Genomic DNA, 24,014 nt, shown 5'->3' on the forward strand with positions numbered 1-24,014 from the left:
AAGTATCTCGACGGCCTACGTCAGTCCATCGGCGGGAACCGTAGAGTGCATGCTGAATCAGACTACAACGAGTGTTCCGATCAACAAAGACGGAACCTTTTCGGCCAGTTTCGATACACGCGCGCTGAAGCCAAGTACTTATCCGGTGAGCTTCTCGTTTGCAGGCGATGACTCGTTTGATGAGGCCGCTAGTCAGACCACACTGCAGGTAACGGCGCCACCCGTAATGAGCATGTCGATGTGCAGCGATCCCGAGACGGCCCTGTTTAAGGATTGCCTGAAGAAAGTAAACGCTGCTCTACAGTGCCCACAGCAGCCCTTTGTCTCCTGTGAACTGGAGTCCATGGTTGCGACGCTACAAAGAGCGATCAGCATGACGGGCGAGCGGCGATCTGCCGTTCAGGCCCTCATCGTCACCTGCATGAAGCTCAACGCCCACCAGATTGGCCAAACGCAGGAATCGGAACAACTCAGGGCAATATCCGAAGCGGTGGGCGCGATGTATCTGGCCTACAGCCAGCAAGGCACAGGGTCTCAGATTTTTCGCGAGATCGGAGGGCTTCTGGAGTGCGCCAGTAATGTGTTAGGCACGCTCGCGGTCGAGTCATGCAATGCCGGATCTTTTATAACTGGAAAGCCGTCGGAAGAAATTCGAACCGCTTGCTCGAACGCGGATACCTGCATTACCGGACAACGTAAGTGGATCGAGACAGCGGCGACGCAAACCTGTTCCATGTCGAGTCCGCCTTCCGTGGGAGACTACCAGAAGCTTCAGAGGGCGACGGATGCAAGTGTCAACGAGCTGATTTGCAAAGTCGAAATGTGGAGCGGCCTGGGTCAACCGGCGTCGGTGGATTCGATGCGAAGGTTAGCCGACGAGGCGGCGCGCTATTTAGCCAAGTCCGCCCTTCTTTCGATCGATCTCTCGTTCGAACAGATTGACACCCGCAGACAAATCGAACCAATCCTGGTGGCCCTGAAGCAGCCCATTGGCCGGCTCAAAGGAATACTGAAGCGAATCGATGCCAATGGCGGCGATCCGCGGATGAAACACTGCGAGGACCGTGTCCAGCGGATCGAGAAATCGGTAGATCAGGCCATGACCTGGGTTCAGGGGCCGCACTTGGCGCCGGAGTTACACACCTTTCCATTGGAAATGCTGAAGGTGGTCGAAGAACTTCCCAGTCTTGAGACCGATCAGATGGCCGATTACAGCGAAGCGCACCGCCGTATGTCGAGTCTTCTATACCGGCTGAACTGTCTAGTCGGTAATGGATCTAGCGGCGCGCACAAATCCGGCGGCGGAAACGATCGGGAGGAATTCAGTTGTAGTTTCGAGGGAATTACGGAAGCCTCAAAGGCGACGGTGCGAGTCCTCAAGCAAGGAGTACCGGTCGGGACCATGGTTGGCGATTCGACTGGAACCTTCCGCTATCCCGCAAAGCACGGCGATGAGTTCGACTTCGAAGCGGTAGTGAACGGCTTTCCGGTCGAGCGTGTACGCATGAGTTACTAACGGAGAGTTGAACGAGATGCCACATTATACATTTAGACTCGCACCCCCTGCAAGCACAGTTTCCGACCTCCAGGCCTTCCCGGTTCTAACGGAAGAAATTCCGGCCGGCGGCCCTGCGACAACTACGCGGCCGGCGTCGCCTGGATCGGTCGGAGGCACTTCGGCCTTAGGTACGATGGCGGACCGGGCTATCCGCGAAGTTCTCAGTTGGCGTACTAAGTCGGATGATCCCAAGGGATTTGTCGGGGCACTGAATCAGGCGTTCTCTCTCAAAGATGTGGAAGGCCACGTGGAGTGGACGTGGACGCCGCGCAGTTACACCGTACAAACCGACATGGGGGCGGTGACCGGCGCCCAGGCCAGCATTTACACCCGGGCCAAGGTAGCACTCGACCAATCGCTCCCGCTGCTGGACGGACTCTATCCATTGCTTCCAGCGGTCGAGGCGGAAGATCTGGCTACGGTTCAAGCGGTGGTCCGCAGCCAGTTCACTTCGTTAGTCGAAGAGTTTGGAGTCGTGGGCGGCCCCCGGGTTCCCAGAGTCGACGAAATGTTCGAGTTACTGCTGGGTCCGGGCAGTCCAACCAATCCGGAAGGTATACCGCGGAGTGCCAGCCTGGGGCTGGTAAAACAGCGCTTCGGGCTGGAGCGAAAGTATGTCAACACTGTCGACGATGAGCAGAACTTGACGAATTACATGATTCTCGCGGATTATGTGATCGGCCTGAAACAGAGCTGGAATTACGACAAAGACTTCTTTATCCGCACTAGCGGTAAGCTGCTGGGGCGGCGCCATCCGTTCTTCGGAACGCAGCTAGTCCTGATTTCCAGGGCTCTCGATGTGGTGGCTCAGGGTGTTCAAGACGCCTGCTTCACCATGGATTCGGTGTTTATGGGCGATGCGGAGCGGCAGACGGCGCAACTGAATTTTGCCGGCCTTCCGGTTACCATTCCGAGCCCCGATAACGATCATCCCGAGCACTTCACGTTTGGGCCCGACACCTCAGGGCTTTTCGTGGCCGAGCTGCTGGACTGGGTCAATCGTTCCGCCTCCGAGGAATTGCCGGCGCTCCTGCAAGACGCGGGTAAGGATGGGTTGGAATCATTCAAGATGTCCACCAACCGGCTGCGTAAGTTCGTGCATGGCTCGGTTGAGCTTACCTTTGATCGCAGTTATCAATCAAGAGGCCTGCCGCCCGGCTATAGAACGCCGCGCGTAAGAAGGGCCCTGCAACTGTTGGCGGATGGATTGGACGAGGCTTACAAGTTAGCGTTCCAGGTTCCTTCAGCCGAATTCCCGGCCGAGGTCTCGCAGAACAGGCTCGACAGAATCGATTCCGAACTGTCCGGCATTCGCGCGACCCTCGCGGCCCATGGCATCTAGTAAGGAGACAGATATATGGCAACGGAGAAGGATTACCAGTCACTTTACGACCGGATAGCAGCTCTGCGAGAGACGGTGACCAGCCGTCTCTCGGCTGATCTGATCTCGAATCCGCAGCTGGCTGACGCGCTGACCAAGCAGATTGACGACATGCTGCAGTCGGCCGTGGCCCAGGACAATCAAACACCGCCGCCACCCGATAAGGGACTTGGTCAGTTGGCCGGCATTGGGCCCGACGCGGCGAGCCAGCTAGGTCAGACGCGCATCCCATCGGGGGTTGAGCCTTACGATGAGACCATCGCTTCCGAGCGCATCATAGCCGTCGGAGACATGTACTATCTCTGGCAGCATGAGAAGATCGGCGTGTTTCGCGCCGTGCAGAAGCTGCAGGAGCTGTTTCGCGGGGGTACCGTCCGGCTGTCGAGCGGGCCGGGCGCATATGCGCTCTATCAGTTCGATCGGCGCGAGGTTTTGCGGTATACGCAGCGCGACCGTCTTTCGGCTTACAAGAGAATTTTCGATTACGGCGGCGGTCCGGTTCCCAGCGGCTCGCGTGCCAATACCGACTTCCATAAGTTATTCGCCCACTTTGTACATCAGGTGACGCTATTCTGGCGTGACAAGCGTATCTCGGACGTGATCCGCGATCGCGCTTATGACCCAAGCTTCGGGTCAATTGCCATCGTGCGGCGCGCGGGTCTGGACCTGCGGAATAACTTGAAGTGGTTGTCGTTCGGTCACCTCAATGTACTCCGCGTGGAAGTCCTGCAGTTACTCGAGGAGGCTTTCAAGATCCTGAACTCGCCGGATATCAAACGCTTGTTCGGCGCCGACAACGCCTGGGATGTGGTGGAAGAAGTCTTGATCCGCTATTACAACGAGCGGCTGGTAACATCGCCGCGACAGAGAATGGGAGTAACGGGTCGTGAAGTCCTGCGTTGGCTGGCTCAGCCGCACATCCTGCAAAATACGCGTGCTCAGTTCGAAACCTTGCTGCTCGAGATTGCCGAGCAGTCAGAAGAGTGGCTAACTAGCGCGCAGGCCATGGGACTCGCCGGACGGCCGGCGTCCCATCGCGTGCTTCCGTGGGACCAGGCCTCGCCGACTCCGACGCGCTCGAACGGCAAGGTAAAGACAATGGGTAAGCATCCGGCCGAACGCGAACTGGAGTATGAGTACTGATCGGGCGCTTAGTTATGCGCGGCGGCAGCGTTCCCGGTTTGTCGAAGAGTTGAAGGAGTTCATCCGTTATCCAAGCATTAGTTCGCAGCCGCGGCATTCCGGCGACGTGAAGAGGTGTGCCGGCTGGTTAGCCGGTAAGTTGAAGCGTGCGGGCATGGAGACCGTCGAGGTAGTGCCGACACGGGGTCATCCTATCGTGTATGCCGCGTGGAAGCGAGCGCGCAACCGGCCGACGGTTCTGATTTACGGGCACTACGACGTGATGCCCGCGGATCCTGTGAGGGAATGGAAAACGCCGCCTTTCGAGCCGTTTGTCCGGGGCGAGGACCTTTACGGCCGAGGCTCGAGTGATGACAAGGGTCAACTATTTACCCATGTGAAAGCGCTGGAATCCTATCTGAAAAGCGACCGTATGTTGCCCGTGAATGTGAAATGTATCTTCGAAGGCGAGGAGGAAACCGGCAGCGCTCATCTGGCGAGCTTTATTTCGCGGAATAAAGGCGCGTTGCGCGCGGACGCGGCAGTTATGTCGGATACGCGCATGCTCTCGCCGAACCGGCCTGCTATCGGCTATTCCCAGCGGGGCGTGCTCATGCTGGAACTCGAAGTGCGTGGTGCGCGGCACGACCTGCACTCCGGAAACTTTGGCGGGGCTGTGCACAACTCGCTTCAGGCTCTTTGCGAGATTCTGGCTTCGCTGCATGAAGAGACCGGACGTATTGCTATACCGGGTTTCTACGACAAGGTAAAGGATTGGAGTAAGCGCGAGCGTGATTACATGGCGCGGACCGGACCGCCTGATTCGCGGATCTTGAAAGATGCGCAAACGATAACGGGCTGGGGCGAACCCGGGTATAGCCTCTATGAACGCACGACCATCCGCCCCGCATTTAGTGTGCATGGGATCGTGGGAGGCTACCAGCGTGAGGGAATCAAGACGGTGATCCCGGCGCTAGCTCTGGCCAAACTTACTTTCCGGCTTGTTCCTGAGCAGGACCCGGATGAAGTCGCGCGATTGTTTCGTGAACATATCGCCCGTGTAACCCCGCTCACTGTGAAATCGAGCGTGCGCGTTCTTTCCGGGTCTAAGGCTGCGGTGGTCAACCGCAATCAGCCGGCTCTACGCGCGGCCGCAGTCGCCTACCGCAAGGGATTCGGAGTACCGGCGGTCTTTCAGAGATCGGGCGGAACGATTCCGGTGATCAATACCTTTCAGGAGTTACTTGGAATCCCGACGGTTCTCATGGGCTTCGGCTTACCGGATAGCAATATACACGCAGCCAACGAGAAATTCCACTTGCCTAACCTTTATAAAGGCATTGCTACTTGTATCTGGTTTTTGGCTGCGGCCGGGGCGATGCTCCGTCAAGAAGATCCGGCCCGCCAGGTAGCTTGGAGCCTCTAATGGTGATCGACTCCCATTGTCACGCCGGACAGGGTGATTACATGACGGCGCCCTGGAACACCAATGCGCCAATCGAGCCCTATCTTCGCCGCGCCAAGGCGGCTGGAATCGACAAGACGGTTATCTTCGCGCCCATTCACAGTGACTACTCAAAGGCGAACGAACAGACGGCCAAAATCGTCGCGCGATACCCGACCCGGCTAATTGGATTTGCCTTTCTGCACGCCAAGCGGGATGCCGGACGCATTCACTCGATGATTGACCGGGCCGTGCGGCTATGGAACTTCCGCGGCGTCAAGGTACACGGACACGAAGCTATGCCGACGCGTGAAGTCTGCGAAGCCGTTCGGGCATTCGGACTACCTTTGCTCCTGGATGTGGCGGACCGGCCTGAGGTTATCGATATGTTGGCGCCGCAATATCCCGATATCAATTTCATCGTTGCGCATCTGGGAAGCTTTGCGGATGACTGGCGGGCGCACCAACGGGTCTGCGACCAGCTTGTCCGATACCCGAATGTATATTCGGATACCGCGGCAGTCCAAAGATTTGACTACATCGTTCAAGCCGTGAAGCGCGCCGGCGCGCGAAAGATTCTGATGGGATCGGACGGGCCGTGGCTGCACCCGGGACTGGAACTCCACAAAATCCGCCTCCTGCGATTGCCCCCGGAGGAGCAGGCTCTGGTCACAGGGGGCAACGCGGTACGGCTCATGCGCAAGGTTCAGGCCGAAAGAACAACAGCCGTCGCGGTGCAACGGCGTCGTGAAGCACCGCGATCCCTGCATCGCAACGGCAGCCGCGCGTCAGCAAACGGAGTGGGCCGGCACCGCGCGCACGATGCCGAAGATGAGGGATGAGGTAACTATGGGTTGGCTTCAAATGGCAGCTCTCCACCGCCTGGGACACAGAATGGCGGATCGCTTATTTGTGCGGGATCGATGTACTTACTGCGGGGCACTCACGGTTGACTTCTGCGCGCAGTGCGGTGTTTTTGTTTGCCGGAACTGCGATGTTCGTGAGCACTGGCCGGCCGTCGGTATCTTCCCCGATGTAGGTCTCGGGTGGCAGGGTCGCGGCCGCTGGAACCGACGGTGGTAGGCTCGCGAAGCCAACAATTGTGAAAGGAGCCGGTCGCGGCAGTTTACGTCCGTTGCACCTGGTTTGTTAGTTCTTAACCCTGGGCAGCACGCCGTGCGCGATGATGGGCGCCCGCCATGGTTGCAGAGGAATCAACGCGGCGAGCGCGGAGGAGGGGACTGAATTAGAGAGTCAATGATGCTCTGTAGCGTTGCGGCGGGTACGGTCTTCTCGACATATGACTGTTGCCTGGCAGGAGTCTGTGACCATGTATTCTGTCCGGGAACCGGTGCATTACTCCCGCGCACGACTGTTGAGCCGTTCGAACCGCCAAATTCAAAATCGGCGCCTGTCTGGGTTGAGTACTGTGCCGCGTATAAGATCGCAACCTGCGTCCACGCATACTGCTGATTGGGGCACCACTCGCCGTTCGAGCAGTATAGATTATAGGCTAACTTCATGGGATTCGTCGTCGGATCGGCATCCGCGGCCGGTCCGGTAAGCACGTCGCCACCTACTTCCGTACCGAAGGAAGTGACCGGCCCGGGCCAGTTTTGGAACACATAGCTTGCGTTCGTCGCATCGCTAGCAAAGTTAAACGAGCCCGAGTCTCCTGAGTTCGGAAAGTACCCGGCGGCCGAGATTAGTTGCAGGACTTTAGCGGCAATGAGTTGCATGCCACTCATCGGACTGATCGCATCCGGACTACTTTTCAATAGTTGCCAAAGGGGTCCGTAGAAACCGCCCGCGATGATGATAACGCTACCGTTAGGCGCGTTGGCAAGCGCCTGTCTGTACACCGTAACTGCCGGAGGATAGCTAGCCCGTGTGTCCTTTGGCTTTCCGAATCGATTCGTAAGTTGCTGCGTGTAATAGCTGTTGGTTGTTGCGTAAGAATTGGGCATAGCGCCCTGGAAGGCGCCGATCGGCACGTCCGGGTGGCCGTAGTACTTCGCGATGGCGTATACGGCGGGCGCACTCCACGGGTTCGTAGACGAAGTGATCAATGCCAGTACGTTAACTTGCCCGGATGCGGCAAGGGCCCAGAGTAAAGCATGATCGCCGACGTCATCGACATTCGATGCGATATCGGAATCGAGAATGATGTTTACAGGGTTCGCGGGCGCCGCGCGAACCCTTGAAGCATCTGCCGTCAGAAGGCAAAGCCCCACGGCAACCGCGACGCGGATCCTGCATCCAACCGGCAGTGGCATAAGTTAACTCAGCTCTCTCCTAAGGAACTCGCGCAAAACGGAGCGCGCCCCGCGCCCTTTGCGCTTCTAAGTCTAACTGTTTTGCCGAAGATCAAGTCCGACGTCACACCGCGGGCGTCGGCTTGGCCAAGTAATCCGAGCGTCATCCGCGTTTCGGTTTGTAGAATCTCAATGACGCGGGCAGCGCCCTGTTCGCCGCCGGCGATCAAACCCCAAAGGTACGCTCTACCGATCAACACAGCCGACGCCCCAAGGGCGAGCGCTTTGACGACATCCGTGCCCCTCTGAATGCCGCCGTCGACGAGCACCGGAATACGCCCGCCCAACGCGGCGACAATATCCGGCAGGACGTCCGCGGTAGCGGGAACTGTATCGAGACTTCGCCCGCCGTGATTGGAAACGATCAGCCCGTCAACCCCCCGTCGCAACGCTTCTCTGGCATCGTCGGGATGAAGAACTCCTTTGATGAGCACCGGTATCTTCGCTTCCGATCTTATGCGCTCAATATCGTCCCAAGTCGCATCGCACGCGCGCACGGCGGTATAGATATCGCTTGATATAGGACGATGAGAAGCTCCCGCGGTGTAGCTCCCAAGCTCTCTGAGATTTTCCCGGATCACGCCGGGCGGCAGTTGAAAGCCTGCGCGGAGTTCGCGATCGCGCGGCCCGTTTACCGGGATATCTACAGTAATAACGATAGCTTCGCAGCCGCATGCCTCGGCGCGCTGAATCAATCGCCTGGTGAAGGCACGGTCCGGCTGAATGTAAAGCTGAAACCAAAGGGGCTCTTTTACGGCAGCCGCCATCTCTTCGAGCGCCGTTGTGGAGAAGGTAGCGGCAACCAGAGTGGCGCGCGTTCGGTTGGCGGCCCGCACCACTGCCAGCTCGCCGCCCGGGTGAAATAGCTTGTGATACCCAGTGGGCGCCAGCAGTATAGGTGAAGGATGCCGGCGTCCGAAAAGATCGACTCCCGGGTCGATCTCACTTACATCCCGCAGCACGCGCGGCCACAGACGAAGCCGCGCAAAGGCAGCCCGGTTCTCTTCGGCCGTGCAGCCATCGCCCGCGCCGCCTTCCAGATACTCCCAAGCTTGCGGCTCCGCAACTTTGGAAGCGGCAAGACGGAAGTCAGCGACTGTTTTCAGCGCTTGTTCCATCAGGGGTCACGGGCTTTCGTCGACGATCGATCTCCCGCCGTACGGCAGCCCGCCATCGGCGCACGCGGTCCCGTACGCGATATGCCAGGTGACCGGCGCGGCTTCGCCATCGATCGTCGAATGCGTAGTAATGAAAGGTATGGCGGGCCTGCTTCGCCCACTGCAACTTATAGGATTCTCCTCCGCGCAGGAAATCAAACTCCGTGTGTCCGCTATGGATGGCCGCCTCAATTGACTTACCCATCATGTACTGGCCTACGCCCATGGGTAACCAATCGGTGTGAAGGCCGCACTGATAAAACTGGAAGGTCGAACCGGCCGCGAAACCGTATAGAGCTGCGGTCAGTTCTCCGTTCACGCGCACTAAGATCAACCGCGCGACTCCGCTGTCCGCAAGCTTTCGCAGCGCCGCCAGGTGAAACTCCGGAACGCCGCGTTGGAGGAAAGCGCTATCCATGCCCCGCTGATCGAAGCGCATCCTATGAAGGCGGAGGAGTTCCGGAAAGTTTAACTCCAGGGCGATGCGATCCGTGACTAAGCTGCACTCCAGGTTGCCTTTCCGATCGAGAGCCTTCGCGCGTCTGCGGAAGTTAGATCGTAAGTTCGAACTGACGCTCGCGAAATAGTGGTCAAAGGTGGCCGGAAGGGGAATGTAATGGCAAACGGAAGCCGTTTCGCGTTCTATCTTCATTCGGGCACTTAGCAGCCGGCACAGGTGCTGATTAGCCGCATCATCGACGGAGTCTAGAAGTTCAATGTAATCCCATTCGCTCCGGTGCTCGAAGATAGCTTCGACAACCCGTTCAATCGCCGCTTCCGCGAAAACTGGATCGGCGATCACGCCGAGATAGTCGGAGCCGGTGTGTTCATCGCCGATCCAGGCGAGCCCGCGGAGACCGGGGAGGAGTCTTGACCTGGTGATATGCAGCGGCGCTAGCCCGACAAGCACGCCGTCGGGATCACGGATCGCGATCGCCGCCAGTTCACGCGTGCTGCCCCAGTGCTCCCACCACGTAGAGAGCCATTCAAACGACTGAAAGGTATTCTCTATGCCCGAACGCTCTAGAAGCGCTTTCCACTCGGGCGCTAGCTGCAGCAAGCCGGCGCTTGACGTGATCCATTCGGCGGCACACATGGAGTAGCCGGGTTCGGCAATAAGATGCGCTGTTTGCATATTGAGATACTCGCGATCAGAGTTGGCGCGAAAGCAGCGCTCTCCCTTTCTTCCAACCGGATTGGTCTGGAGCTCTTAAGAGGCGATCCAGCAACGGCAGCGGCATGTCCTTTACTTCCCAATGCGGATGGATGCCGCGACGGCGCGACTCCGTAATCGCGGCGTCGAGCAGTCCTCGTTGGAACGGATGCTTCATCCGGCGGCAAGCACCTTTGAGTGTGACTGAGCAGTTACTCGGCGCGAAGGCCGAATCGACGGCTTCAAGCATGTCCAGATCCTGAGGCGAATCGCCAATCGCGCAACATCGGACGTCTCGAGAAGAGCCGAGGTACTCCTTAACGAACGCAACTGCGGCGCCCTTACCGGCGCCGCGCGATAGGAACAACGTCTCGCCTTCAGTGAGTATCGCGCGCACCTGTTGCCGATCGCAAGAGCGCAGTAGTTGCTCGACATCTTCCGCCGACAACCCCTTGAGCCTCCCGTTCACAAACCGGAAGGCGCGGACTGCAAACCGTGTGTCGGGGTCGACAGTAACTCCCGGCAATCGCGCCGCAGCGTTACGAATAAAGTCAAGCGCAGTAAGTGCCGCTTGCTCAATCAGAGATACTTCTTCTCCGCGAACCTGGTCCCAGAAAACACTTCCGAGTTCCGCGGCGCCTCCGGGCAAACCGTACGCGCGGCAGTACTCTTTCACATGCATCAAACTGCGCGCCGTGTTTAAGACTACTGAGAACCCTGCCCGACGCAAGAGCTCGATAGCCTGCACTCCTGCCGCGGTCGAATGGGGGAATCCAAGCAGCTCACGGTCGAGCACGCCATCGATATCGACGAAGAATAAGTCGGGCTTCCACTCCGCGATCGGCGACTGCCGACCTTGATAACGGGTAAGAGCGAAAGTCGCGAAGTCTCGCACGCGCAGATACCGTTCCGTCCAGTCTTGCCGGCGCGGGTCATCCGGACGGCGCGCCAGCCAGTACCGCGCCGCGCGGATTGCGGTGGCCGCGTATAGAAGCTTGTAGAGCAGCAAGCGCTGCGCCGGATCGGAGTCGCCGCTCTGTTCGCGATACACCCGAATCATGCGATCCTCCGCGGCGGCCGAGAACTGAAACTCGAACGAAGCCGCGGCGAGATCCCACGCAGGATCGACCACGCTGAGTTCTCCCCCGGCAAAATTATGTTGCTCGAAGTCGGTTTTGTAGATGCGCGAGCCTTGGCGTATCCAATCGGCCGGCCGCATCTGGCCGTCAACCAGAACGGGTTGCGGCGCCAGCAGCGTCCGCATCTCCCGCGCGAGAGCTTTGCTCATCATGCGGCCGAGGTAAGGACCCGGCAGTCGGCGCAGGAGCACGAGCAGATCATTCCAGCCGCACCAGCCGCACTCCGGACTATCGAACACGGGATCGCCCGCAAGCGGTAAAGCCCGAACGCGCGCAGCCACATACTCTCCGAACACGCGCGCCAGGTGCGTCTCGTTTTCCCGGCCTGCGGCGAGCGGAACGCCCTCCACCCACTCGCTGAACAGGAATCCGCAGCGCAGAAACAGGGGCCGGGGAACGAACCCCTCGAGCCGCGTCGCCGCTAGCGCCGCATGGTAGCCGAGCCATCCCCACCCGACGCTCTTCGCCAGGACTCGCCGGGGCGCGCCTTCGTCGGCGGAGACCACATCGAACGCGCGTTTCATCCTGACCTGGAACCCTCGCGCGAGATCCGCTTCGAATGCCGCGTTTTGTTCTGGCGACTCCGTCACCTGCACAGCGACTCCCATCGCCGCGAAGTGCCGGCTCAGAGCCTCTGCCGCCCATCCGGATGACATGAGTTTCGACTTATACTGCTCCGCTATGGGCAGCATGCGAAGCCGAACGCCTCGCGCCGTCTCATCCGGCAAGCTGAAGCCTGGATTCGATGGGTGCTCCGGTACGGCCACCGAGATATCCTCGCTGCGCACGCCGTTGCTCCGCAGACATTCGAGAAGCGAACGCAACGTCGCACCGGTATTCGGGTGGTCGTCGATCACCAACATTTTTGCGCGCTGCGCGGCGGACTTCTGAAGAAGACGCGCCTCGGATGAGGAAAGCCCGTTCTTCGGTCTCACGGTAATCCAACTCACTTGCGCGCAATCGAGCGTCCGAAGATAGGCGGCCGCGAGCGGCGCAAAATACGCTCCCGCGGTCCGTGGACCGATCACGAGTATGGATCGCTGCTGATCGATCGTGCCGGCGCTGCGGCCGACCGGAAAGAGGTCGACCATCCGCAAGACATCGTGGTGCGCCAGATCCTGGCAGCGGAAGCCCTCCGGTACGCGCATCCGCCGCGAGAGCACGCGCGCATCGAGCGCCTCGGCCGCACATGCGAGTTGCGATCGCAACAGCGGTGCATCGAACTCGCGGCCGAGCAGCGCGGCGCAGCAATGGTTTACGCACCGCGTCCATCCCGCGCGCCACGCGCCCACACGACCCGAGCGCATTCTCCGGATGCCTGCCCGCCCACGCAGCCATCGCCTTTCCCCCCCAGCCAGTAAGTTCCCCAAAATAGGGATTCGACTGGCGTACCGGTCCAGGCAGGGTGGCGCCGGAGCGAACGCGTCGTCGATCGTGCAGGCAATCGCGCAGGCGAACAGATAGCAATTGAGTTCGCGCTCCTCACCATCGCGATCGATTTCTTCGGCGAGGCGCAGCAGCAGTTCGCGGACGGTCAGGTGCGGATTCAGGCGCCAATCGTACACCGCCGGAGACGAAAGCGAACCGCGCGCGGGAGCCGCTACGACGCTCACGAGTTCACCTTTCCCTGCAATTCGGGCAATGCCCGCGAGCCCATCAGAAGGTCGCGCATCAGCCACGTCAATCGCCACGGCGAGGTGATCAAGTGGCGGGCGCCATAAGGGAGCCATGCTCGTCCGAAGGGCACGTAAAAGCGCACGGGCACATTCAGGAACGCAACCGATTGGAGCACCGCTCGCCAGGGCAGTCCAAACAGCAGTTCAAGCTCACATTTCGTTCCTGCCGCGGTGAGGATACTGAGAGCTTCCACCGCCAGCGCGGGATGATGCGTCGCCACGCTCACCGGGCATCCGCAGCCGGCCAAGGCACGCGCAACAGCCAGGAAGCCCCGGTGCGGATCGCAATCCGTCCCGTCGCCGTCAGCCCACTGCCCTTTGACGATGCGCACGGTCCACCCGTGGTCGATCGCGCGCTCGGCATCGGCGACGCTGCGGATCCACCGGCCCGGAAGCGTGCAGCCAACCGGCGTTTCGGCTGGAAAGATGGACTCGATCGCTTCGAATATCCGGTCCGCGTGCTCGGGACCCAGAGAATCGAAATGAAGACGCACGCCGCAATCCCCGGATTTCTTACGCAACTCCTCCAATAAGGATGTCTCAAATTGAAGGGCTGGAGCCTTAATCGAAACGTAGTCACCTGCCGCGGCACGTTCGATCGTTTCCAGATATCGGGCCGCCACTTCCGACGGCGAATCGGCGACCGCATTCCAGAAACAAAGCGCGCTGCTGGCGCCTTGCTCGCGCAAACGCCGGGCGCACGTTAAAGCGTCTTCGAGGTCAGGTCCCGCGATGTAAGCGGCCGCCGCTTGGCTCGTCAGTAGATGCAGCATTGAGCGTGCGTTCATGTTCTCTTCCCGGCAATTCGCGCGCGCGCATGAGCCGCGGCATCGATGGCCAGCGCGGCAAAGCCACGCATGCGGAACGGGTAAATGCGCAGCGAACAGCACGCATGCTCCTGATCCGTCCAGACTCGTGTCCACGGCTCCGTCTGGCCGTTGAACTCATACACCTTCAGGTTCTGCGAAGCCGCATACCGCAAGCTTTCCATGGTCAGCAGCGCGCCCGGGGAGCATCGTGAGAACTCCTCGTCGTAACCCGCGCGCAGCAATGAGAAGGCGCCGCTTTCCTGGATCGCGATTTGCGCGGCGGCCGTCCTTGCGCCGATGCGAAGAAAACCAATTCGCAGCGCGCCTCGTTCCGCCGCTGCAATCGCGCATCGATGAAAGAACGCGCGGCGCTGCTCGTCCATCGCGAGAGCACTTCCCATCGCGCCCTTCCAGCCCGCAGCCTCGATCCGGATGACCTGGTCGATCAGGTTTGGAACGGTTTCAGGATCGGCGGGCGATAGGATCTCGGTTCGGACTTCGCCCATCCCGCGCGCCAGTCGCATGGCGCGGCGCAGGTCTGAGCGCCGGCCGCCATTCAAATGCGTCTCGGGGGATAGCCACGTGCGGTCGAGCGAAAGCCACGGTGAGCCCGTTACCTCGCGCTTAACGATGAAGGCACGTCCGGCGAAGGTTTCCGCGAGTATCGAAACGGCCTTCGAATGCGCGGGCACGCGCTGCAAGTAGACCGGCCTCCCGGTTTGCGCGATCGCTTTCGCCAGAGCTCGCAGAGCGCTCTCGTCGGAGTACACGAAATCAAGCCGTTCGTACATTTCCGCGGCGAGCAAGGTCAGCCATCCGCTCGCGCCGCTGTTCGAGACGAGCGGTGCGATCGCACTCAGGGCAGGGGTGCGACCCGGCGTGTGAGCCGCGAACACGTGAAGCCTCTGTTCCGGCGGAAGTCCCGCAGCCCACGCACGCGCATACGGGAATTGATTGACCGGATTGCATGTCGCTGGAATCAGCGCCTGCCATCCAGCCTCCAGGGAATCGAGTTGCTCCGGACGCCTGATCAAATCCACCGTGGGACGGGTCGGCGCCAGCAGCGCTTCATAACTCCTTGCCGTGTCATCTACCTTGGCGCGCGCTGAAAACCGCTGCTCGACGGCGCCCCGCGCTTCGGCGCCCATCTGCTGCGCGAGCGTGCGGCTTTCCAGCAGCCGCCCGATACTCTGGGCCGCGGCGTGACTATCTTCACTCGCTACCAGGAACCCGGTGGCTCCATCTTCGACCACTTCCGGGGTGCCCCCAACGGCGGTAGCAACCGACGGAAGGCCGCACAGCATCGCTTCGAGCAGCGCATTCGACATCCCTTCCGTGCGCGAAAGCAGGCAGAAGATATCGCTCGCGCGCAAGATGGATTCAATCCTGTCCGATTCTCCGAAGAACTGGACATTGTCCTGCACCCCGAGCTCGGTTGCGAGCGCGGCGAGCTCCCGCCCGTAATCCGGCTCATGCATGTTTCCGACAATCAGAAACAATGCGCGCGGGTGCGTGCGGCACACTTCGGCGGCGGCCCGTATCATCACGTCCATGCCCTTCACGCGCCGGACGTTGCCCACGGTGACGATCACGTGCGAATAGCGGTCGCCCAGCAGTTCGCGCCGCACGCGAGGATCGCAAGCCCGGTCATGCTCCGAGTCGACCTCGATTCCGTTCGGAATCGTGATCACCTTACTCGGATCGAGCCGGTCCGCTTCGATTGTGTAACGCCGCACGGCGTCCGAAACCACGTGAACCTGGTCGAACATGGGAGCCAGGAGGCGATAGGCGAAGCCGTGCAACCGCGACCGCAGAAAGCCCATATCGCGCCGGCTCGAAACCAATACCGGGCACCCACTCAGCCGCGCAATGACGCCGCCCCACAAGTCCGCCGTTTGAAAGAAGGTGTGCACAACGTCCACCCGCTGCGAACGGATGAATCGAGATAGCTGCCACGCGACCGCGAGTGACGCCGGGCGCAAGATATGTTGCAGCGGGAACTCGCGGATTTCGCATCCGCTGTCCAGCAGAAACTGGAGGCCCCGCCGGACATGGAAACTTGCGATGGTGCAACGATAGCGCTCCTTCGGAAGGAGGCGCGCGGTGCGCACCAGAGCCTGTTCCGCGCCTCCGACGCCGACCAGCAGGTCGATCAGGAACAGCACATGAATCCGGCTATCCACTTCCGCCCGCTCCGAGCGCGTGCGATCGGAAGCGAGCGCGACGTGTTCCGCAGGCAATGCAGACAACCTCATACACGGAATGCATTCAGCGCATGGCGCGAGAAAAGGACTTGTTGGAGACGCTGCCGGAGACCGAGGTCCGCCGTGCGCATCATACGAGCGAAAAGATCGGTGTGCGGGGGCAAGCCGTTCTGCGCATCGAGGCACTTGCGGCACTTCGCTCCGTCCGCATGAACCATGCGGTTAACGATCTCCGCCAGTCCCGCTTGATAGCCGGAACCGGCGACCCGGCAGCCGAGGAGCGCCGCCGCGCTGCGGCACGAGATGTGACCCGGCGCCCAGGCGGCGTCAGCGGCGCTGAACATCGGTAAGTCGGGCTCCGAGTCGCCGATGGCCGTGATGTGGACGTCGCGCGCCCCGGAAAGCGTGACCAGTTCGCGCATCCCGGAACCCTTGTCGACCTCCCTCGCGATGATCGTGGTGTCCGTGTAGGTCTGATGCACGCGCAACCGGTCCGCGCGGAGTTCAGACACTATGTTGCGGATCACGGAACCGGGAAGCGGGACGGTGACGCCGCGCTCATAGAGGTAAGCACGAATGGAATAGCGGTAATTCTCGTTCAGGTAAACGCCCGGAATCGAGCGCAATACGTGCTTGAGTCGCTCCATTTGTTCGAGCGATTCGCCGGCTACCAGCACGCGCTCGCGGCCGCTCACGCGGTCCCATACCGCGCTTCCGTATTCGGCCACGCCCCCGGCGCACCCGTAAGCTTCCGCGTATACCTTAACCTGCGCGAGAGAACGCGCCGTGTTCAACGCCAGCGTGAACCCGTGGTTGTGCAGGCCGGACAGTGCCCGGCAGCCCGCCGCCGTATTGGAGGGGAATCCGAAAATCTGCTTATCGATCACGCCATCGATATCGAGCACAGCCCATCGAGGGCCCCATGCAGGTCCCGATGCTGGATCGCGCGGCTTCGTGACAACTTCGCCGCACCGCCGCGTCGTGCTATCCGTCAGGAAGTCGAAACCCGCAATGTAGGCACGGTTCGCGTCCGCGTGCAAGTGGCGCAATCGCTCGTCTTTGAGGTTGTCGATCGCTCGTTCCATGGTCCAGGAACCGGCCAGCAGCTTGTATAGGAATAGCCGCTGCTCCACTGTTTCGTCGCCGCTCAGTTCGCGATAACGCGCGAGCAATTCACGCTCTTGCCCGGCATCGAGATTCCACTGCAAGATGGTGTCGGCCAGATCGTAAGCGGGATCCGAGACGTTCAGTTCGGTCTTGCCTTGACCGTGGTGCTCGAAATCCGTCTTGACCCGAGAAGCACCGGGAGAAGAGTCGCCGACCGATACCCATTCCGCCGGCCGCATCTTGCCGTCGATGAGCGTCGGGACCGGACATGCGGTGCGCGAGAGTTCATCGAGGATGCGGGGCCGCGAAAGAAAGCCGATCGGCTTCCATCCATAGGCCCGGCTCAAGAGGCCGGACAATTCTTCGAGCCCCTTGTGTTGACCCGCCTTAGCCAGTGACGGCACAGGATCGTTGCCGAGCCCGAGGCGGCGGACCCGCGCGGCGATATATGCGGCCGCTATGCCCGGGATATCTTCACCGAGCGCGGGGCGCGATTTGCTACCAGCGGCCTCAACCCATTCGGTATAGATCATCCCGTCGCGCATGCCGATCAGCGTTGGAACGAAATGGCTCATCCTCTCCGCCGCGTGATAGGCGGCATACGCGAGCCAGCCCCACCCGGCGCTCTTCGCTATGATGCGGCGGCTCTCGGTCGCGCCGGAGGGCCAACGCAGGATCACCCGATATACACGCTTGAATCGCGAATGGAATTTCTGCTCGGAGCGCTCATTGAGCCACGCCTCAAGCTCCGGGTCCGCCGCGACGCTCTCCACAACGGCGCCGGTGTTCGCGAAGTAACCGGAAAATAGTTCCTTTACGCGATCCGGCTCGCCATTCCGCGCTTTGAACCATTCCTCCGGTTCGAGCGTGACCACCTGAATTTTCGAGAAGGCGAATCCGTCGTTCCCGTCGCGCCATTCTCTTCGGCTGGGGTGGACCGGGACAAGCATATGGACGTCGCGGCTGGTGAAGCCAAACCCGCGAAGGAGGCCCAATAGCTTGCGCATCGTGCTTCCCGAATTCACCGGTTCGTCAACGAGGACGATCTTCCCGCCCTGCCGCCGGATTTGCTCTAAAACCGCGCGATCGGATCGGGTGAGGCCCCGTTTCGGGCGAACAGTCATGGCGGTAACCTGCGCGAAGCCCGCCAGACGGAGGGTCGCGCGAACCACGGGAGCGAAGTACGATCCCGCCGTCCGGCAGCCAACGATCAGTAGCGGCTCACTTTGGCTGGTGAGGGCGCCCGCAAGTTTCTCGGCGAGCTTCACCACGTCCCAGTAGGTGAGATCCTGCGACCGGAAGGCCGCCGGAACGCGGCATCTCTGGTCCAGGAGGGATTGGGGAACTGGGCCGTCCAAGAGGGCTTTGAGCCCGTCCGCCGACGCGGCCGAGTCGTAATTTTGCCCGCAGCTTTGTCCGCAGCTTTCTCCGCATAAAGACCGCCGCATGGAGATCAGATACTCGCCCAACGCCGATTCCCAACGTGCTCGCCAGGAACGCATCGACTTCTTCTCGCGGTTAAGCGAAGCGCCGGCTTCAAGAATGCGGCGAACCGTCTTGCTGGCCGCTCGGAAAAACGGGATTCGCGCTTCCGCTTTCGAAAGGTCGTAAGCGCTCCCCTGCAGCCAGTCGTCGGTTGAGTCCGAAAGCGCGGCGGCGAGCAGGTACACGTTCATGAGCACCTCCGTATGACGCCAGTCCGGAGGGACCTGCCGAAGCGCGTCGATCTCCGTGCGCAACTTTTCGCGCGCGAGCCGGGTTTCATTGAAAACGTTCAGAGCCCAGGGATAGCGGCCGTAGAACTCGCGTTCGTCCGTCGCGCCCTCGCTTTCATTCGCCGCGCTGACCGCGTGTTGAAGCCAAGCCAATTCGGGTGATGTTGTAGACATTTTTTTCCTTTCGATCGGATCGTCGCCTAATGTACTGCCCTGGAAAGCAGCCATCGACGCAGCAAAAAGTAAGAGTCGCCGGTCAGCATCTTCACCGGCTCGCGCGCATGCCACCAAAGAGATTGCTTCCACCGCGGCCGTATGTGACCTGCGGCAATGGCCCCGGCGGTGGCCGCTCGGGCGCGGCGTTGCAGCGCGTAGCGCCCAAGGACCCGGCACTCGCCGTCGTGTCGCTCTGCGCTGGTAGGCTCGGACGTGAATAAGACGCGAATCCCCGCCGCGCTTGCCGCCGTTGTGACTGCTCGCGAATGGTACCCGTTCGGGACCGATGCGGTGTTAACAGCCTCGCCCAGAATGCTCTCCAGAATCGCGCAGCTCCGCGCCCACTCCCACAGCAAATCCGCCATCGGAAGCGCCGACATTCGCTCCGGATGCGAGCATGAATGGCTCCCGATCAGATGACCGCGGCGGCGAAGTTCCCGAATCTGGTCCGCATCCATATAGCCCGCTCGCCCGATCCAGTCCGTCGGTATGAAGAAGTGACCGCGCCAGTTATAGCGTTCGAGCTCGTCGGCCACGATCGTGTACGAACTGAGATACCCGTCATCGAACGTCAAAAAAATCGGGGTTTCGCTGCCGTTGTTTCCAGGTGTCCCGACCAGCCCGATGGTGCGGCCGCGGGAGCTTCGAATGGCGGCCAGGTGTTCGCGAAACGCGCCCCGGTCGAGCGTGTAAACGCTGCGAGGGAAACGCGCGGTCCGTGAGACGCTCTCGAGGGGGCCGGGCGCAATGTCGTGATAGCCGATCGTAATCGAACGCATGGTCGCTCCTTTAAATCCGGAAAGCGGGCGCGTATACGCGAGCCGCCTTAGTGGGTCATTTTGTTAACAATGCAGGTTAGGTAAATTCTTGAAAACGATCTAACTTTGCCGGGGAGTTACATCTTTGTAATGCAAGGCGGGCGCTTGCGCGTATACCGTGGGATGCATTCTTAGTGGGACAAAAGAAATGCTTTCGAAAATCGAGACTTACAGGTTCGCTAATTTAACGCTAAGTGAACGAATGGACACAAAATACCTTTAGAATTTAGTGTTTCTGACCGCAACATTTGACAAGAAACTTATGTTGTACCTTCATGGGCAACGGGCAGAACTGGCTAATCGGATGATTAGACCTTTCTGTAAAGGCTTCTAAATAATCGCATCGAGAGTATTTCGCTTGCAACGAAATACTCACATTTATCCAGCCTCCCGGAAAGTTATCAAGTCAGGCAAGTATCCCGCCGTTCTGTCGCGGATTTCGGGAACTAATCTGACAATTCGCATAAAGGCTAACTAGACATGCTATGTAAAGCCGCGTCAAAGCGTCACGCTGCGTACGCACTTTTGTTTCTGACGACAGGGATCAGCGCCGCGGCCCAGACCATGGCGCCCACAATTTTCTATTCGGATCTGACCAGCGGTCCGAACTCCGGCGGTGAGAACAACGGAGGCGTATACGTAACAATCGATGGCCGCCGCTTCGGGTCCTCCCAGGGCAGTTCCTTCGTCACTGTCGGTACGGGACAGCCGACGGTCTATAAAATGTGGCGCAACAACCGCATCATATTCCAACTGGGTTCGGCCGCAACCAGCGGCTCCATTACCGTAACGACTTCTGCCGGCGTTTCGAACGCCGTACCCTTCACTATTCGTTCGGGCGGTATCTATTTCATCTCGACTACGGGCAGCGATAAAGCAAACGGCTCGTTCAACACCCCGTGGGCCACGATTCCGCATGCCGCCCAAACGATCGCGGCCGGTGACACGGTTTACGCGCTCAGCGGCGTGTCTGCCACGGTCGACGACGGCCAGGGCTGGGACGCGGCGTTGACGCTGCGCGAGCAATGGTGTGGCACGTCCGGGAACCCACGCGCGCTTATCGGATACCCTGGAGCGACCGATGTCGTTATCGGCAATCCCGAAGGCGCGACGCCTTCCAACGGTCTCCGCTCCACTGACTTCAGCGCCGACCCGGCGTGCGGCGGGTATTGGGTATTCAGCCGGCTGGGCTTCCGCGGGCTCAATCCGATCGCCGTTAATGGCCCAAGCAATCAATGGCGCTTTATCGATAACGACATCAGCTGCCCGTATGCCACGGGCGATAGCGGCGGCGGCGCTTGTTTCGAGACGACTCTGGCCAGCAATCTCAAATTCTGGGGCAACAACGTCCACGACGCGGGCGCCGACGACGCCTCGGCTTTGTTTCAGGCTGTTTACTTCTCGACGGACAGCAATCATATAAACATGGGTTGGAACACGGTTTCGAATGTACACGGTTGCCGGGCCGTACAGATCCACTCGTCGCCGCTCGGGTCTAACTATCCCAATAGCGGCTATAACCAATACGACATCTCGATTCACGATAATCTGATCCACGACACGCAATGCGACGGAATCATCGCCGATACGCTGAACCCCTCCGAGGGCCCGGTGTCAATCTACAGCAACATTATTTACAATGCGGGCAAGGGGCCGAATAACCCGGAGCAATCCGGCGGCTGGTCCTGCATCAACATACCGGGCACGACGCAGAACGGCTCGCCCGGTAGCGGCAATGTGGTGATCTTCAACAACACGATGTATGCCTGCGGAACATTCACGACCCCCCCATACGGCGCAGCCAACGCAGCAATCAATGAAGGCGGCGGCAACCCGAATCTTTACGTCCAGATTTACAACAATCTGATCTATCAGACGGCTACTACGCTTTATCCCAATGGAGTTCCTTATTTGGTGATCTGGGATCCATTGATTCCCAACGGTGGCGAAGTCTGCACAAACACCCAGGACTGCCCCTGGCTCCAGGGCGAGAATAACCTGTTCTACGGCAGCGGACCCGCCCCGGGCGCTCCCAGCATCACTGGATCGATTGCCGCGAATCCCATGTTAGTCAACGTAGCTGAGTACGACTTCCGGCTAATTTCTGGAAGTCCGGCAGCAAACTCCGGCGTTGCCGTTCCTGAGACTACCGACATCATCGGTGTTCCCGTCCCGCAGGGATCGGGATACCCGATCGGCGCCTTCGCGTTGCCTTTAAGTTCAGATGATACACGGAAACCCTAACTCAGCGTCGTAACTCATCGTCGTAACTCATCGTAATGCTACAGTAACTCCCGGTTGGCTGGGCGTACCGCCGACCGTAAGTACCACCGGAACCGCGTCCCCGGCCGGCGCGTTTATAGGAACCTGCACGTTAACCTGGGTACTGCCGGCGAGCAGGCCCGGCGCCGAGCCGCTATATTGCACCGTCGCGTCCAGCCCGCCGATTTGCGCGGTAGTTGACGCCGACAAGAGTAGCGGACTCTGGACGATCTCGCCATCTAACTCCGGCGGCGTTGTCTGGCCCGCGCCCGTAAGAAAGATTGCGATCACCGAGCCCCGTAGTGCCGGATTGGCGGCGGAGTTCACGCTCAAATCCTGATTCAGAATCGCCCCCTGCCCGGTGCCCACGCTCCCTAGAGTAAAGATGCCCGGCGATTGGGCGCCCACCGCTAGCGAAAGAGAATTCGAAAAGACTCCAGCAGTCTCCACGGTCACCGTCACCGACGGGTTAACGCCAATCTCATACGGAACCACAAGGTTGACCTGACCGGCTTGCGAATAGAGCAGCGGCGCCGCCAAACCATTGAAGAAGACTGACGTGCTTCCCAGTGTGGTTGAAGCAACGCCGCCGGTCAAACTCAACGGCACCCCTGTGGCAGGCCCTAAGTTCTGGCCGAAACACGTGACGATCGCGCCGGGACTAATCGAGTTCTGAAGCAGACTCGCACCGTTAACTACCGCCGCCAGAGCCGGCCCGGACTGAGCGGCAGCTGCAGCGGAATACTCTAGCGCTCCGATATCGACGGAGCCCCCAGTTACTGGAACTCCGTTGAAATCGAAGGTCAGGCCGGTGTTGACACCTTGCCCGCGCGCCGGACTGTTCGCTTGCAGTTGGAAGTTGTACGAAGAAGCATTCACGAACTGCGGATTCGCGTTGACCGATACCGTGATGGTGGGGTCGCCCGGTGGAGGGCCGCTTCCATAAAACAGATTGTTAGTCCCCTGTAGCCACGGGCAGTTATCGGTGTTGCCGCAGACGCCGCCTCCATTCGGGATCGTCGGATTCCAGATCACGACATACGGTACTCCCGAAGGATAGAGGCTAGTCGCCGTCTGGTAGATCAAATTATTCTGGATATTAACGAACTGATTGACATTGCCGCCCCCTTCGTTAATGGCTGCATTTGCTTCCCCATAAGGCGGACTGGTAAACGTGCCGCAGGAATACATCGTGTTGTTATAGATCTGAACGGTGCCGCTGCCCGGCGTGCCGTTCTCGGTGTTACCGGGAATATTGATGCAGGACCATCCTCCCGACTGCTCGGGATTGTTGGGCCCCAGACCGGCATTGTAGATGATATTGCTGTAGATTGAGATAGGCCCCTGGGAGGGGTCAATGGTATCGACAATAATGGCGTCGCACTGCGTGTCATGAATCAGGTTGTCGTGGATCGCGATGTCATATTGCGGGTAGCCGCTGTTCGGATATCCGCTGCCGAGCGGCGACGAATGAATCTGTAGCGCGCGGCAGCCGTGTACGTTATAAACCGAATTCCACCCCATGTCCACGTGGTTACTGTCGGTCGAAAAGTAAACTGCCTGAAACAAAGCGGAAGCGTTTGCGGTACCGGCATCGTGGACCGTGTTGCCGTAAAACTGAACGTTACTTGCTATGGTTGTCTCGAAACACGCGCCGCCCCCACCGGAGCCGTCCGCGGTGGGACAACTAATATCGTTACCGACTAGACGCCACTGACTGCTAGGTCCGTTGATACCGACGGGACCGATACCCCGGAAGGTTAGTTCGCCGAAGACCCAGTATCCGCCGCAAGGTCCGTCCGAGGCGCTGAAGTCCGTCGTACGGATGCCGTTGGTCGGTGAACTACCGTTTGGATTTCCAATGGTGACCACACCGCCGGGATAAGCGAGCAGCGCGCGCGGATATCCGGAGGTACCGCACCACTGCGCACGGAACGT

15 protein-coding genes are annotated in these 24,014 nt (G+C 59.9%); 6 read left to right on the forward strand and 9 right to left on the reverse strand.

The features are described from left to right. The 5 genes from H1Y01_RS15970 to H1Y01_RS15990 form a co-directional block, all read left to right on the forward strand. A partial coding sequence (locus H1Y01_RS15970; RefSeq protein WP_219341608.1) for an Ig-like domain-containing protein occupies window positions 1-1,516 on the forward strand: 1,516 nt, incomplete at its 5' end. Between the two features lie 16 nt (window positions 1,517-1,532). Next, window positions 1,533-2,900: a hypothetical protein gene (locus H1Y01_RS15975; protein ID WP_180541506.1), complete on the forward strand. Its 1,368-nt coding sequence runs from the start codon at window positions 1,533-1,535 to the stop codon at window positions 2,898-2,900. 15 nt (window positions 2,901-2,915) lie between these two features. Next, window positions 2,916-4,082, forward strand: coding sequence for a hypothetical protein (locus H1Y01_RS15980; protein ID WP_180541507.1), 1,167 nt, complete (start codon window positions 2,916-2,918; stop codon window positions 4,080-4,082). Beyond that, window positions 4,072-5,487: a dipeptidase gene (locus H1Y01_RS15985; protein WP_180541508.1), complete on the forward strand. Its 1,416-nt coding sequence runs from the start codon at window positions 4,072-4,074 to the stop codon at window positions 5,485-5,487. The genes H1Y01_RS15980 and H1Y01_RS15985 overlap by 11 nt, the downstream gene beginning before the upstream one ends. After that, the gene (locus tag H1Y01_RS15990; RefSeq protein WP_180541509.1) at window positions 5,487-6,347 is read left to right on the forward strand and encodes an amidohydrolase family protein; all 861 of its coding nucleotides are present in this window, start codon (window positions 5,487-5,489) and stop codon (window positions 6,345-6,347) included. Before H1Y01_RS15985 ends, H1Y01_RS15990 begins: the two co-directional genes overlap by 1 nt. Before the next feature lie 372 nt (window positions 6,348-6,719). Here the strand turns inward: H1Y01_RS15990 and H1Y01_RS15995 are convergent, their stop codons facing one another. From H1Y01_RS15995 to H1Y01_RS16030, 8 genes are read right to left on the reverse strand one after another with little or no spacing between them, the layout of a single operon-like run. Further along, window positions 6,720-7,781: a nucleoside hydrolase gene (locus H1Y01_RS15995; RefSeq protein WP_180541510.1), complete on the reverse strand. Its 1,062-nt coding sequence runs from the start codon at window positions 7,779-7,781 to the stop codon at window positions 6,720-6,722. A gap of 8 nt (window positions 7,782-7,789) precedes the next feature. Then, entirely contained in the window at window positions 7,790-8,938 is a 1,149-nt protein-coding gene (locus tag H1Y01_RS16000; RefSeq protein WP_180541511.1) for an alpha-hydroxy acid oxidase, read from the reverse strand. After that, window positions 8,910-10,112, reverse strand: coding sequence for a GNAT family N-acetyltransferase (locus H1Y01_RS16005; protein ID WP_180541512.1), 1,203 nt, complete (start codon window positions 10,110-10,112; stop codon window positions 8,910-8,912). The genes H1Y01_RS16000 and H1Y01_RS16005 overlap by 29 nt, the downstream gene beginning before the upstream one ends. A gap of 16 nt (window positions 10,113-10,128) precedes the next feature. Further along, a complete protein-coding gene (locus H1Y01_RS19600; RefSeq protein ID WP_219341609.1) occupies window positions 10,129-12,882 on the reverse strand; it encodes an HAD family hydrolase in 2,754 nt (917 codons plus the stop codon). Next, complete coding sequence (locus tag H1Y01_RS16015; protein WP_180541513.1) at window positions 12,879-13,733, reverse strand: proline dehydrogenase; 855 nt, start codon at window positions 13,731-13,733, stop codon at window positions 12,879-12,881. Before H1Y01_RS16015 ends, H1Y01_RS19600 begins: the two co-directional genes overlap by 4 nt. Then, window positions 13,730-15,994, reverse strand: a complete 2,265-nt coding sequence (locus H1Y01_RS16020) for a GNAT family N-acetyltransferase (RefSeq protein ID WP_180541514.1) — start codon at window positions 15,992-15,994, stop codon at window positions 13,730-13,732. Before H1Y01_RS16020 ends, H1Y01_RS16015 begins: the two co-directional genes overlap by 4 nt. 11 nt (window positions 15,995-16,005) lie before the next feature. After that, complete coding sequence (locus tag H1Y01_RS16025) at window positions 16,006-18,954, reverse strand: HAD hydrolase family protein (RefSeq protein ID WP_180541515.1); 2,949 nt, start codon at window positions 18,952-18,954, stop codon at window positions 16,006-16,008. Window positions 18,955-18,980: 26 nt separating this feature from the next. After that, on the reverse strand, window positions 18,981-19,775 hold the full coding sequence (locus tag H1Y01_RS16030) for a polysaccharide deacetylase family protein (RefSeq protein ID WP_180541516.1): 795 nt from the start codon (window positions 19,773-19,775) through the stop codon (window positions 18,981-18,983). Between the two features lie 564 nt (window positions 19,776-20,339). On the opposite strand from H1Y01_RS16030, the gene H1Y01_RS16035 reads away from it, so the two are divergent. Then, window positions 20,340-22,058 carry a choice-of-anchor Q domain-containing protein gene (locus H1Y01_RS16035; protein WP_180541517.1) on the forward strand — a complete coding sequence of 573 codons (1,719 nt, stop codon included), beginning with the start codon at window positions 20,340-20,342 and terminating at the stop codon, window positions 22,056-22,058. Between the two features lie 27 nt (window positions 22,059-22,085). Here H1Y01_RS16035 and H1Y01_RS16040 read toward each other — a convergent pair. Then, window positions 22,086-24,014, reverse strand: a 1,929-nt coding sequence (locus H1Y01_RS16040) for a choice-of-anchor Q domain-containing protein (RefSeq protein WP_219341610.1), incomplete at its 5' end; no start/stop codon positions are given.

The organism is Nevskia soli (genome assembly GCF_903970205.1).
Lineage (GTDB): Bacteria > Acidobacteriota > Terriglobia > Bryobacterales > Bryobacteraceae > Bog-113.

Bases quoted from the DNA above. Each gene is read 5' to 3' on its own strand.
- H1Y01_RS16030 (WP_180541516.1), bottom strand. From the start codon at position 19,775: ATGCGTTCGATTACGATCGGCTATCACGACATTGCGCCCGGCCCCCTC.
- H1Y01_RS15990 (WP_180541509.1), top strand. From the start codon at position 5,487: ATGGTGATCGACTCCCATTGTCACGCCGGACAGGGTGATTACATGACG.
- H1Y01_RS15975 (WP_180541506.1), top strand. From the start codon at position 1,533: ATGCCACATTATACATTTAGACTCGCACCCCCTGCAAGCACAGTTTCC.
- H1Y01_RS15985 (WP_180541508.1), top strand. From the start codon at position 4,072: ATGAGTACTGATCGGGCGCTTAGTTATGCGCGGCGGCAGCGTTCCCGG.
- H1Y01_RS16015 (WP_180541513.1), bottom strand. From the start codon at position 13,733: ATGAACGCACGCTCAATGCTGCATCTACTGACGAGCCAAGCGGCGGCC.
- H1Y01_RS16005 (WP_180541512.1), bottom strand. From the start codon at position 10,112: ATGCAAACAGCGCATCTTATTGCCGAACCCGGCTACTCCATGTGTGCC.
- H1Y01_RS15995 (WP_180541510.1), bottom strand. From the start codon at position 7,781: ATGCCACTGCCGGTTGGATGCAGGATCCGCGTCGCGGTTGCCGTGGGG.
- H1Y01_RS16000 (WP_180541511.1), bottom strand. From the start codon at position 8,938: ATGGAACAAGCGCTGAAAACAGTCGCTGACTTCCGTCTTGCCGCTTCC.
- H1Y01_RS15980 (WP_180541507.1), top strand. From the start codon at position 2,916: ATGGCAACGGAGAAGGATTACCAGTCACTTTACGACCGGATAGCAGCT.
- H1Y01_RS16025 (WP_180541515.1), bottom strand. From the start codon at position 18,954: ATGTCTACAACATCACCCGAATTGGCTTGGCTTCAACACGCGGTCAGC.